10 protein-coding genes are annotated in these 13175 nt (G+C 48.2%); 6 read left to right on the forward strand and 4 right to left on the reverse strand.

Going from position 1 to position 13175, the window contains the following annotated elements:
- Nucleotides 1-30 precede the first annotated feature (30 nt).
- On the reverse strand, nt 31-1017 hold the full coding sequence (locus CPY98_RS06840) for a GTP-binding protein (protein ID WP_043492113.1): 987 nt from the start codon (nt 1015-1017) through the stop codon (nt 31-33).
- A 366-nt stretch (nt 1018-1383) separates the two neighbouring features.
- Between CPY98_RS06840 and CPY98_RS06845 the strand changes: the two genes are divergently transcribed.
- From CPY98_RS06845 to CPY98_RS06855, 3 genes are all read left to right on the forward strand, one after another.
- Nucleotides 1384-1707 carry a hypothetical protein gene (locus CPY98_RS06845; protein ID WP_043492115.1) on the forward strand — a complete coding sequence of 108 codons (324 nt, stop codon included), beginning with the start codon at nt 1384-1386 and terminating at the stop codon, nt 1705-1707.
- Between the two features lie 228 nt (nt 1708-1935).
- Nucleotides 1936-2679, forward strand: a complete 744-nt coding sequence (locus CPY98_RS06850; protein ID WP_025800845.1) for a GntR family transcriptional regulator — start codon at nt 1936-1938, stop codon at nt 2677-2679.
- Nucleotides 2680-2858: 179 nt separating this feature from the next.
- Nucleotides 2859-4394, forward strand: a complete 1536-nt coding sequence (locus tag CPY98_RS06855) for a cyclic diguanylate phosphodiesterase (protein WP_096386941.1) — start codon at nt 2859-2861, stop codon at nt 4392-4394.
- A gap of 81 nt (nt 4395-4475) precedes the next feature.
- On the opposite strand, the gene CPY98_RS06860 is transcribed toward CPY98_RS06855, so the two are convergent.
- The gene (locus tag CPY98_RS06860; RefSeq protein ID WP_046449850.1) at nt 4476-5942 is read right to left on the reverse strand and encodes a mannitol dehydrogenase family protein; all 1467 of its coding nucleotides are present in this window, start codon (nt 5940-5942) and stop codon (nt 4476-4478) included.
- Nucleotides 5943-6391: 449 nt separating this feature from the next.
- On the opposite strand from CPY98_RS06860, the gene uxuA reads away from it, so the two are divergent.
- Nucleotides 6392-7582 carry a mannonate dehydratase gene (gene uxuA / locus CPY98_RS06865; RefSeq protein WP_025800848.1) on the forward strand — a complete coding sequence of 397 codons (1191 nt, stop codon included), beginning with the start codon at nt 6392-6394 and terminating at the stop codon, nt 7580-7582.
- A gap of 94 nt (nt 7583-7676) precedes the next feature.
- Here the strand turns inward: uxuA and yeiP are convergent, their stop codons facing one another.
- Entirely contained in the window at nt 7677-8249 is a 573-nt protein-coding gene (gene yeiP, locus CPY98_RS06870) for an elongation factor P-like protein YeiP (protein WP_004096007.1), read from the reverse strand.
- A gap of 157 nt (nt 8250-8406) precedes the next feature.
- Entirely contained in the window at nt 8407-9657 is a 1251-nt protein-coding gene (gene mtr, locus CPY98_RS06875; RefSeq protein ID WP_096386943.1) for a tryptophan permease, read from the reverse strand.
- A gap of 300 nt (nt 9658-9957) precedes the next feature.
- Here mtr and CPY98_RS06880 point away from each other — a divergent pair, with 300 nt between their 5' ends.
- Both CPY98_RS06880 and CPY98_RS06885 read left to right on the forward strand, forming a co-directional pair.
- A complete protein-coding gene (locus CPY98_RS06880; RefSeq protein ID WP_071842617.1) occupies nt 9958-10212 on the forward strand; it encodes a YkgJ family cysteine cluster protein in 255 nt (84 codons plus the stop codon).
- Nucleotides 10213-10292: 80 nt separating this feature from the next.
- Complete coding sequence (locus tag CPY98_RS06885; protein WP_096386946.1) at nt 10293-13085, forward strand: sigma 54-interacting transcriptional regulator; 2793 nt, start codon at nt 10293-10295, stop codon at nt 13083-13085.
- Nucleotides 13086-13175 lie beyond the last annotated feature (90 nt).

The raw sequence follows: 13175 nt of genomic DNA on the forward strand, positions 1-13175 counted from the left end.
GCCTAACCTGTAAAAAATGAAAATATCTGTTTAATATGCTGTTTTAATACGCGCTTTTAAGAGCGCGCTTTGTAACGTGTTCCAGTCGGTTTCAGCGTCATGAATTAACTCGATGCGACTGTCCAGCGGCGTGGTTTGCTGCGTTTCAATATGAAAATCAGCACCTTGTCTATTAACGATTAAGGTTCCTTCAGGGATCCGCAAGCTTCCTTTCACACGCACAACCGGTGCGAGACGTACCCATTCCAGCAACGCGACGGTGTCGAAACAGGTCTCCGCGTTGAATACCCATCCGCAGCTAAAATAGCCTTGACCCTGATTCAGTGAGCGACGCCAGTTTTGCCCTTCAGGCAGACGCAGAGCGGCGATGCCTGAAGCAGGCGCTTTACCATGATGGTGATGTTTAGCGTTCGGTAACTCGGCGATGTTTTCACGTGGGCTATCGAGCAATACCACATCAAGCTGCCCATGCTGGGTCGATACCAAGCGACGTCCTGAGCCAGCTTGCTGATACCAGCCATCGAGCTTCTCGCGATCGCTGTCGCTATAGGTGTCGTCTTTATTCGCCACAATGATATCTGCCGCGGCGAGCTGATCGCGGAAATTCTCGTTGCTGGTGTATTTGTCATCGCTAAGCTGGCGGGCATCAAGCACACAAAGCGTGGCTTTTAGCTCTAGCCAAGCTTGATAAGTATCAGATGTCAGCAGGTTTAGGATTTGTTTTGGATGTCCAAGCCCCGTGGGCTCAATCAGCAAGCGATCGGGTTTGGCTTGCTGCAACAACATATTCAATCCAACCTGCATGGGTAGGCCGTTAACGCAGCACATACATCCACCGGGGATCTCTTTTAACACGGCTCCGGTATCAGCCAACAGCGCACCATCAATCCCAATTTCACCAAATTCGTTGACCAAAACAGCCCATTTTTCATTCTCGGGTTTGTTTGCTAATAAGTGGCGTAGCGTGGTGGTTTTACCGCTACCCAAAAATCCAGTGATGAGATTTACTTTAGTCATTTAACGCCCCGATTTACCTGCTTTTCGACCAGAATATTACCATAATTACACACTCTCTCAGGGGAGAGAAAGTGCTGCAACGTTAAACCAAAGTTAAACGAAAAAGAAAATATCGCAAAAATATTCGCTTCCGTTATCTACTGTGAGCTTGCTGATTTAGCCTTATTAAACGCTAATAATTTTCTCTATAGCATAGTTACCTGCTGTATATCGTCTGAACGACATTTTTTCTTAAGGTTTCCTGTTTTGGTGCCGTTGTGTTTTTTACAGACTGCTACCTTTAAATCACTCTCTATGCGCAGGATTTGCATGGATTGATGTATTTACCGGCTAGCGTGTATTTGTGTGAAAATCCAAGGGGTGACCATGAATAAGGTTTGGTTATCAATGCTTTTCGCTGTCGGCTTGGGATTGCCTTTTTTCTCTGGATTGATGTCTGAAGCTCAGGCAGGAAATGTGGGGGTCATTCGTTTTGTTGGCTCGATTGTTGAAGATGCCTGTGACGTTGGCATTGACAAGAATCGTATAAAAACCCGCTGTGACAACGGTGGCCGAACCGCAACGGTCAGTCATCCAATTAGCCAAATAGGTACGGCTCCCGTCGATCTCCCTATTTCAGTGGGAACCAGTCAATTAAACTGGATCAATTCCAAACATACCCTCGGTGTGTTAACCATTAATTATCATTAGATTTCTTTGCTAATTCTTTTCTCAATACTTTATAGGTTGGTGGATTAAAATGGGGTTTGGATTATGGTTATCCAGCCCCTGTTATTGATGTATTTTGCCGAGGTCATTTCTCTGCTGTGATATAATCAGACCAAATTAGGTAAGTGCTCCTATCATTTGGGGATTTGGTCTGGCCAATTGGTAAGCTAGACGATATTCGCCCACGTCATCGGTATAAAAGGTAGCAATATGAGATTGTATCAAGAAGTGGGCAATACTCTGCGTGAGCTGATTGCGCAAGGAGAGTATCCAATTGGTGAGCGTTTGCCCCCTGAGCGTGATATTGCAGAACAATTTAGCGTTAGCCGCAGCGTTGTTCGTGAAGCACTTATCATGCTCGAGCTGGAAAAACTGATTGATGTTCGTAAAGGTTCCGGCGTGTATGTTGTTGCTTTGCCGCAAAGCCAGCGACGTGCTGCGGTGACCGATCTCGATGAAAATACCTACGGCCCTTTTGAATTGCTTCAGGCAAGGCAGTTGCTGGAGAGCGAGATTGCGGCATTTGCGGCCGTTCAGGCAACCAAAGCCGACATCATGAAGATGCGAAAAGCGATTGAACAAGAACGCCAGTCATTGTCCTCAGGCACGATCGATGAAAGCGCCGATGAACTCTTCCACTGCCTGCTTGCGCAATCTACGCAAAACAGCGTGTTGGCCAGCATGGTTCACGACGCTTGGCAGGCAAGAAAACATAACCCAATGTGGAGTGGGCTGCACGTGCATACCAGCGATTTCAGCTACCGTTGGAATTGGTTAGACGATCACCAAAAGATTCTGCATGCCGTTTTACGTCGCGATGCTAAATCTGCGAAACAGGCGATGTGGCAGCATTTGGAAAACGTAAAAACTAAGTTGTTAGAAATCTCCGATCCCGAAGATCCAAGTTTTGATGGTTTTTTATTTGAATCAACTCCGGTGTTACAGAGCGAGTAGGCATTATACTTTTGTGAGTGCATTACTACCTTAACTGCACGCTATCAACGACGCTTCGCCGTTGGCTTTTTCATAAGCTTGTGCGGTAAGTTCCTATATTTCGCAATAGATTAGCTATTTATGGTCGTTTTTCGACATAATAAAAATAATATCCGTCGGGAATTACCGGTAACTGATATATGACACAGCTTTTTCGCTCAGCGAGTTTCCGCCCAGTAGCCAGACTTATCGTCTCTCTACTGGTCGTTATTTTAATTCTTATTATCGCCGTGTTGACTATTTCATGGCAGATTTCGCGTGGGATGGAGCGCGATATTGAGCAACGCCTGCAGCGTGCGATATCGCAATTTGATGCGACGTTACAAAATGCGGAGACTGCAGCGAATGCGGTGCATGATTATTTAGGTAAGGCCTGTAACACTGAAACGCAGGACGCGTTACGTTATCAGGTTACCGTTGTTCCAGATATCCGCACTGTTAATCTGGCTACTGGCGATAATGTTTACTGTTCATCTCTGGCCGGAAATTATTCGACCAGTGTGAGTACCAGTAAATATGTCGGTGGAATGTTATTGATGCTGAATGGTAATCCGGTAACGCCAAATCGTTCGCTTATTGCATTTCGCAAACCTTACGGCGAGTACAGCGTTTTGGTGGGCGTTGATGGCTATTATCTAAAGAATGTTTTGGAGCTACTGCAAACACCAACGGAAATTCATCTATTAGTCGGCACAAGTTGGATGGACAGTTCAGGCCATGTCTCCGATGAGAAATTCCAGCCCAATGGTACCAGCTATTTTAAGACATCAACGCGCTTCCCTTACACGGTTGCAACAGAAATTCCTACCAGCACCCATTGGGAATACGTCTGGGAGTACTCTTCTGGCAGCATTATTTTATTCCCACTCTTAGCTGTCTTATTGGGATTTGTGACCTACCGTACAATGGGGCGCGTGAATTCGCCTCTGTCCGAGCTGAGAAGCGGGTTGAAGAACCATGAGTTTATTCCGTTTATTCAACCCGTAGTTAGCGGTAATACTAACGATCTCACGGGATGTGAAGTGCTCATGCGTTGGCGTCATCCGCAGATGGGGATGATTGCCCCTAATCAGTTTATTCCTTTAGCAGAAGAATCTGGGCTGATCGTGCCGATGACTCAGGATTTGATGGCGCAGGTGAGAGACTATTTTGCGCCTTTGGCGGAGCGTCTCCCTTATAACTTTCATTTCGGAATCAATATTAGCGCGAGCCATTTTAAAGATCTCAGTCTGGTTGAGGATTGCCGCCAATTTCTTGCCGCCTTTGAAGGGTATAAAATTCAGCTGGTATTAGAACTGACCGAGCGCCAACTCATTGTGCCAAGCGAGATGACGCATCGTATATTCCATGAGCTACACGAGCTTGGCGTATTTATTGCCCTGGACGATTTTGGTACTGGCCACTCAAGCTTGGCTTATCTGCGTGAATTCCATATTGATATTCTTAAGATTGACCAGAGCTTTATCCGCATGATTGGATCAGATGCGCTATCAGGGCATATCGTAGATAACGTGATTGATTTAGCTAAACGTCTGCAAATGGTGACAGTAGCAGAAGGGGTGGAAACACCGGAACAGGCGGAGCATCTTAAACAATATAACCTTGATTTTTTGCAGGGGTATTTATTCGGACGCCCAGAAGATCTCAAAATCTTTAGCGATAAGTGGCTGTTGTAGATGGTTTTAATACATCGATAGTGTGATCAGATTAAATTTACAATATTGGCTATCCCATGTGGGATAGCCAATTGACATGAATTATTTAACCAGTGCTGCGCAGGTGCTAGCCGCGCCATTTTTCACGAGTGCTAAATAAGCATGGATGACGGCTTCGACAAACGTAGCTTGTTTTGGCAACTCATCACCAAATACCGCTTTGATACCTAGCAATGCCTGAACGCGGGCTTCGCCTTCTTGGCTTTCAGCAACCACCGCCTTTAATGTTTCCACCATAGGATCACGAATATCAATATCTTGTTGATGATCGTCTACGCCGCCGACATAACGCATCCAACCCGCCACACCCAGCGCCAAGCATGGGAAAGCGCTACCGTGAGCAAGATGCCAACGAATGGAATCCAGCATGCGCTGAGGCAGTTTCTGGGTGCCATCCATCGCAATTTGCCAAGTGCGATGTTTCAGTGATGGATTACTGTAGCGCTCGATCAGACGGTCGGCATACTGACCTAAATCAACGCCGGTTACGCGTAGCGTCGGGGCTTGTTCTTGCAGCATTAAACGGTGTGCCGCGGTGCGATAGGCCTGATCTTCCATGCAATCATTAATGTGCTGATAGCCAGCCAGATATCCCAGATACGCGAGGAATGAATGACTACCGTTAAGCATGCGCAGCTTCATTTCTTCGTAAGGCAGTACGTCACTCACCAGCTCTGCGCCAGCGATTTCCCACTGCGGGCGGCCTGCAACAAAATTGTCTTCCACAACCCATTGAATGAAAGGCTCACAGGCGATGCCGCAAGGATCTTCTACGCCAACGGCCTGTGCTACCTCAGCCAACGTTTCCTCCGTGGCGGCCGGTACAATGCGGTCAACCATGGTGCTTGGGAAGGTGACGTTAGATTCAATCCAAGCAGCCAGATTTTCATCGCGTGCCTTGGCTAATCCGAGAACCGCATTTTTAACCACGTGACCGTTTTCAGGGATGTTGTCGCAAGATAAAACGGTAAACGGTGCAAGGTTGCGTTCGTGGCGTAAACGTAAAGCTTCCACAATCACGCCTGGTGCCGAAGTTGGTGCCAAGGGAGTGGCTAAGTCGCGTTGGATCAAGGCATTATTGAGATCCAGTTTTCCGCTGCCAGGTTCAATGCAGTAGCCTTTTTCCGTGACGGTCAATGACACAATGGCGACCTGTGGTTCCGCCATTTTCTCGATAACGGCCTGAATGCCATCGATTTCTGAGTGCAGTGATTCATGCACTGAACCTACCACCACGGCCTGATTATGTTCAGCGCCTTTTTCCAATACGGTGTACAGATGATTTTGTTCGCGCAGCTGTTCAATCAACTTTTCGCCGCCGAACAGGTTAACTTCACAATAACCCCAATCTCCGCCTTGCTGATTAAGCACTCGGTCAGTCAGCAATGCCTGATGGGCACGATGAAAAGCACCAAAACCGAGGTGGACGATACGACTTTTTAAAAGGCTACGGTCATAAGTGGGCTGTTTTACACCGTCTGGCAAAGAGTGGTTGGCTAGGTTTTTCATGCTGAACTCCATTGAGAAGATGAACGTGGCAGACGGGAAAAAGTCTGTCAGCATCAGAACGGTAAAGCAAAAGATGTTAGACCACTTTGTCTCGCTTACGCTCACGGCATAAAAATACGTTTATAGCCTGAGAATTAATGCGGTCTGACATCTTCTAAGATCGCTAAAGTGGCTTGCAGTCTAAAGTCATATGACAGAAAATGAAATTGGTTAGTCCAAAATTCTAAAATATTCGTGAAGTGGATCAACCAATAGTGGATTGGGTTTTGACAGAAAACCAGCAAAGAGTAAGGTAAAAGCTAAATGATATCTGTGGTATTTGGTATAACAGCTTGAGTTTTTTACCCACTATTTTGCTGGAAACATCGAGAGATTGCTGCCAAAGCTGCCACAGAAGAATTCCCTTAATCATGATAAATCGTATTTTCACCCGCAGAAGGTAGAGACAGATGGAACAAACTTGGCGTTGGTATGGCCCGAACGATCCGGTTTCTTTGGATGATATTCGTCAGGCAGGCGCAACCGGTGTGGTCACCGCATTGCACCATATTCCTAACGGAGAAGTTTGGACAGTTGAAGAAATTGAGAAGCGTAAGGCTATCTTGGCGGCAAAAGGGCTGACATGGTCCGTGGTTGAAAGCGTTCCGGTTCACGAAGAGATCAAAACGCAAACCGGCAACTATCAGCAGCACATCGACAACTACAAACTGTCTCTGCAAAATCTCGCGGCCTGCGGCATCGATACCGTTTGCTACAACTTTATGCCCGTTCTGGATTGGACACGTACCGATCTTGAATATGAATTGCCAGATGGCTCTAAAGCGCTGCGTTTCGATCAAATTGCGTTTGCGGCGTTTGAACTGCATATTTTAAAACGCCCAAATGCAGAAGCGGATTACACGGCGGAAGAACAAGTACAGGCTAAAGCCTATTTTGACGCCATGAGCGAAGCCGATATTGCTAAGTTAACAGGCAACATCATTGCGGGTTTACCCGGTGCGGAAGAGGGGTACACGCTGGATCAATTCCGCGCTCGTTTAGCCGAGTACGACGGTATTGATAAGGCTAAGCTACGCGAGCACATGGGCTATTTCTTGAAAGAGATCGTGCCTGTTGCCGAAGCGTGCGGCTTGAAGCTAGCGGTTCATCCTGATGATCCACCACGTCCAATTCTGGGGCTGCCACGCATTGTTTCAACCATCGAAGATATGCAATGGCTGAAAGAAACCGTCGATAGCATCTACAACGGCTTCACCATGTGTACCGGTTCATACGGCGTTCGCGGCGATAACGATCTGGTTAAGATGATTGAAACCTTCGGCGATCGTATTCATTTCACGCATTTACGTTCTACCTGTCGTGAGCAAAACCCGAAAACCTTCCATGAAGGTGCGCATTTGCAGGGTGATGTCGATATGTATTCCGTGGTGAAAGCGATTCTGACCGAAGAGCAACGTCGTCAGAAAGCAGGGGATATGCGCCCAATTCCTATGCGTCCCGATCATGGTCACCAAATGCTAGACGATCTGAAGAAGAAAACTAACCCAGGCTACTCTGCGATTGGTCGCTTGAAAGGTTTAGCTGAAGTGCGCGGCGTTGAACTTGCGCTTAAGCGTGCGCTGTTCCCTGAAATGAAATAATCATCGCGTACTATATTGCTGAAGATAAATTGCTGAAGATAAAAAAAGGGACGCCATCGCGTCCCTTTTTGCTGTTTGGTGTGCAGAACCGTAATCAGTCAGCACGGCCCATAAAGCGACGTTCTTCAATATGGATGCGAATTTTTTCACCGCTGCTCAGATATTCAGGAACCTGAATCGTTAAGCCGGTGCTCATTACCGCAGGTTTGGTACGTGCGCTGGCAGAACCGCCTTTGATGCTTGGGCTGGTTTCAACGATTTCCATATCCACGGTCTGTGGCAGCTCAAGTGCCAGCACCTGACCATCCATGGTTAATACCTGAATGCCAGGCATTCCACCTTCAGGAATAAACAGCAGTTCTTCTTCGATCTGATCTTTTTTGAAGGTATATGGCGTGTAGTCTTCGTTGTCCATAAAGACGTATTCGTCACCGTCAATATACGAGAAGTTGACCTGACGACGGCTCAGAGAGATCTCTTCCAGAATGTCATCGCCCTTAAAACGTTCTTCAACTTTCAGACCGGTACGGATATCGGAGAAACGCATTTTGTACAGCGTGCTCGCGCCACGAGCGCTTGGGCTTTGTACATCGATATCGCGAACCAGCAGCAGTTTGCCGTTTAAAGTGACCGCCATACCGCGTTTAATTTCGTTAGCTCTTGGCATAAAAAAACCTTGTTAATGAGTTTGCAAATTCAGTCTTTAGCGTGTGGCGACACGTTACCCGCGCGGCGTTTTCTAGGCAAGAGGGGAAGATAAAAAAGCAGATAAATTTGACGCAAAATGCCGGAGTGGGCGCTCCGGCATCACAGTTTTTGACGAGTTATTGATAAACGGGTAACAAGTTCATCAGTGACAGAATATGTGCCACGGCGTTAATCAAACCAAAGGCAATAATAAACAGAATCATTGCTGAACCGCCCGGTGCGCGATAGGTCGCCTGTGGGAAACGTTTACGGCTTGCTCGCGCCATCATCGCCGGTACGATAACCGCCCAAATAGTGGCGGCTAAACCCGCAAAGCCGATGGCATAAAGAAAGCCATCTGGGAATGCCAGTGCGCCAATCGTTGGCGGCACGAAGGTGACCAATGCCGCTTTGGTACGGCCAGTACGGCTATCATCAAACTTAAAGAAGTCAGAGATAAAGTCGAACAGACCTAGGGAAACACCCAAGAACGAACTCGCCAACGCCATATAAGAGAACGCGTTAAGCAGCTGGTTGACAATGCTGCTGCTAGCAACGCTGCCCATCTGTTTTAGCAAACTGCCAATGTTGCCGCCTTCAGCGATGATCTGCTGGAACGCCGCGCGGGTGATGTTCCCTTGGATCACATACTGCCAGAAGATGTAGATCGTCAGTGCGATAAGCGTACCGATAAACAGACTGCGAACCACTGACTTAGCGTCTTTATGATAATACTTCACCAGCCCCGGAACGTTACCGTGATAGCCAAAGGACGTTAGCAGGTAAGGAAGCGAAGCCAGCGCATAGGGCAAATAACTTGGTTTGTCTTCACCGGTATTAAACAAAACCGCAGGATCGACATGGGTGAACATATCACCGGTTGAAAGCAAGAAGGTAATCACCATGCCGCCAATCAGAATGGTGCTTAAGCGGTCAACCGCACGCGTCGATAACCAGACGATAAAGGCCACGACAATGGCGAATACCAAGCCTGCTGCAGTTTGCCCAACGCCAAAATAGGGTTCCAGCGTGTGGGTGATGATTGAACCCCCCGCTGAAATATAGGCATAGGTCAGAATGTAGAGAACGAAGGTGATGGAAAGCCCGTTCAACGAGTTCCAGCCTTTGCCGAGCAGATCGCCCACCATGGTGTGGAAGCTTGCGCCTGCCGGATAATTGAGATTGGCTTCTAATATCATTAGGCCAGAGATGTACATGCAGGCCCAGGTATAGATCAGTAGCAGGACGGAACCGGTAAACCAGACCCCAGCGGTGACGACCGGAATTGAAAACATCCCCGCACCGACGGCGGTTCCGGCAATAATCATCGCGCCCCCAAGGACTGACGGGCGGCGTATCGTTTGAGTCAAGGTATTCTCCATCGTCATGCTGTGCTCCTGATTAGCGGCATGCTAATTCTTATGTACTAGCTCAATGGTACGTGTTGTTTAATGAGAAGTAAACAGAGTAATGACGAGTGAGGTAAAAGAATTTGCCAGATTTTGTGCGAGAAAGTCGCGATGGGGCAGAAAATTACGCGTTTAACCGCCGAATGATGTCGATTTATCGGTGTTTTTGCTGTGAGCTTTTACAGCATAAAAAATGAAAACCCTGTATAAGTGGAGAGCGGATTTTCCGCTCGCTGACTCTGTCGCAGCTCATTTCAGACAGCCCACCGGAGTACTTCCATGGACTGCCGTTCCGATTGCGGAGCTTGCTGTATTGCTCCCTCAATTTCTAGCCCGATCCCCGGTATGCCTCACGGCAAACCCGCTAATACGCGCTGTGTTCAGTTGGATGATGACATGCGCTGTAAAATCTTTTTATCACCGCTCAGGCCCGCCGTGTGTGGCGGACTTCAGGCAGCTGCGGATATGTGTTTTAGTCATCGAGATCAAGCCCTGAGCTATTTAATTCAGCTTGAGATAGCCACTGCGCCTTGATGCCGGTTCCCGCACATTAAGTTTTCGCGGTTTATGCTATGTTCAAAAATCGCGACTTAAGGGACAGGTTAGATCTCAGCATGAAACGTATAGACAGAATTTGCCAGGAATTAGAACGCTTAACATTGGGTCTGAACCAGACCGATTTGCAAAACGACGTTGCTTTCACCGCTGAAAGTATTGGTTTTAATCTTGGCCTCGCGCGTAATTCAGTAAGCAAAGATCTTAACCAACTGTGGAGTGAGCAACGGGTTATTAAGGTAAAAACCCGCCCGGTTTATTTCCTCCATCGCGAGGTGGTAGAAACACTCATTGGTCATGTGCTACCGGACCATCTCACCGAGGTTCGTTTTGTTAGCGAATTATTGCCAAGTGAAGACCCGCTTATCGCCAGCGATCCTTTTACCGCGCTGATTGGTTACGACCGCAGCTTGAAACTGGCGGTGGAAAAAGGGAAGGCCGCGGTACTCTATCCCAGCGGTTTACATGTTTTACTGACCGGCCCATCTGGCGTGGGGAAAACCTATTTTGCCGAGCTGATGCATCAGTTTGCCTGCCAGCAAAGCGGCAATAACGCACTGCCGTTGGTCTATTTCAACTGTGCTGAGTATGCGCACAATCCCGAGCTTCTCTCTTCTCATCTTTTTGGTCATCGGCAGGGCGCTTTTACTGGCGCAACCAGCGATAAAACTGGGCTTATTGAGCAGGCTGACGGTGGCTATCTGCTGCTGGATGAAATTCATCGCCTTCCTTATGAAGGGCAAGAAAAACTGTTTGCCCTGTTAGATAAAGGTGAATTTCGAGCGTTGGGCTCAAGTCATAAGGCGCGAGCGGTGAGTGTGCGCTTAATCTGTGCCACCACGGAACCGGTGAATTCCACGTTACTACGCACTTTCCAGCGACGTATTCAGGTTAGTATCGATCTGCCTGCCTTACGCGAGCGTTCAATGGAAGAGCAAATTGAGCTGATTACTGGATTCCTGCATCAGGAAAGTCGAAAAATCAGCCGCACCATTCGGGTCGATAAAGCGCTGCTGCTGTGGCTGCTAGAAAAACCGTTGGAAGGCAATATTGGCCAGTTGAAAAGTGATATCCAATTCTTGTGTGCTCAGGGCTGGGCGGCAGGCATGGGGCAGCAACACGATGTGCTGACGTTGGATAAAAAGCTGGTAGAGCAGTCGGTGATGCCGAGTGCGGACCAACGCTTGCTGGTCGATAGCATATTTGGTCAACAACAATGGCTGGATATCAGTGCAGATACCCTATCTGCGCTGAAACCCTCGTTGGGCGCGGCCGTGGGGCAAGACGACAGCGACCTGTTTTACCGTTTTCTGACGCGCGAATATGTCAACCTACGCAACAGCAACGTGCCGCCGCAGGAAACGCTGGCTATCCTCAAAAACAAACTGCGCTCGATATTTGAATATGGTTTGTACAGCCGTGACACTGCGACGGTCGGTTACAGTGGCCAGCTTGAGCAGCGTTTAGCGCTGCTGATTGGCTACGTTGAGCAGGTGGTTGGGTTTACTCTGCCAGAAAACATGGTTAATCATCTGCGTAAGCACTTCCTCACCTTGCTGAGCTATGTCCAGCGCGGTTTGATTCCTCAGCTTTACTCTTCAAGCCTGATATTGGATCACTGCAAAGACGAATACGATAACGCGATGCAGCTTTGTCGTCGCATCGATGAAATATTTAATATTCAATGTCCTGCGACCGAAGTGGTGTATCTATGCATGTTCCTAAAAGAGTGTCGCCAGCACCGCTGTGAAATTGACGATAGCCCCGAGCTTGGCGTGATTTTTATTGCCCATGGTGCCACGACGGCTACCAGTATGGCGCAGTATGTGAATCAGGTTTTAGAGCGTGAACTGCTCACCGCGATTGATATGCCGTTCGAGCAGTCAGTGCATGACACCTTGGAAGTGCTTACCAACCTGATCCGCAGCCGTGGCTACCGGCGCGTGATTCTGATGGTCGATATCGGTTCACTGGTCCATTTTGGCAGCGCCATCAGCAAATTGTTCCAGTTTGAAGTGTTGCTGTTGCCAAACATGACGCTAACCAGCCTGTTGGAAATTGGTCTGGATTTGACCTATGAATCTAGCGATTTTGCCGCGCTGAATGCGCTAATGCAGGAGAAACAAATTCCGTGCCATTGGTGTTCGCCCGAACAGGCCGGAGCGGGAAAAGTGCTGGTGGTGTCCTGCATTACCGGTATGGGAACCGCAGAGAAAATCCACAAGGTACTGTCAGAAAGCTTTGGTGAACTGATGGCGCAGGATACGCGCTTATTAATTCTGGATTACAACGAGGTTCGAAGCCTAGACCGTATTCAGCAGGTGCTGGCTCCTCATGAACGGCTGGTGGGTATTGTGGGGACGTTCCAACCGGGATTGCCGGACATTCCCTTTATCTCGCTGGAAGAGATGTTTTCAGAGCAAGGCCCCGAGCTGCTGCTTAGCTTGTTAAACCCCGATCTCAGCACTCAGGAACGCCGCTTAGAAGTTGAACGTAGCTCAATGCGGTTTATCAGCGCGCTAACGCTCGAAAGTATCATTAATCAGATTTCGGTGCTGAACCCTCGCCGTATCTTGCAGGAAATGGAGAGCGTCTTGCAGCGGATCTGTCAGGCCTCAGACCTCAAACCGAGCCGACAAGTGACACTACGCTTCCTTATCCACTGTTGTTGCATGGTGGAGCGTATCGTTATTAGCCGTAAACCGTTACAGATGGCGCTGGAAACTCAGCAAGATATTGATGCTGCCGCTATGAGTGTCATCAAACAGGCGTTCGCTCCCATTGAGGAGGCGTATGCCATTCGTTTATCTGACGCAGAATTCATTTATATTTACGAGCTTCTCTACCGCTAGCCCGCACTCTGCGGGCTTTCTCTGCATACCTCCTCGATAAAAAACGCGCCGTGACACAATGCTGGCACGGGCGTTGCTATATCAGCCATA

The sequence above is a fragment of the Hafnia sp. CBA7124 genome, assembly GCF_002355555.1.
Taxonomy (GTDB): domain Bacteria; phylum Pseudomonadota; class Gammaproteobacteria; order Enterobacterales; family Enterobacteriaceae; genus Hafnia; species Hafnia alvei.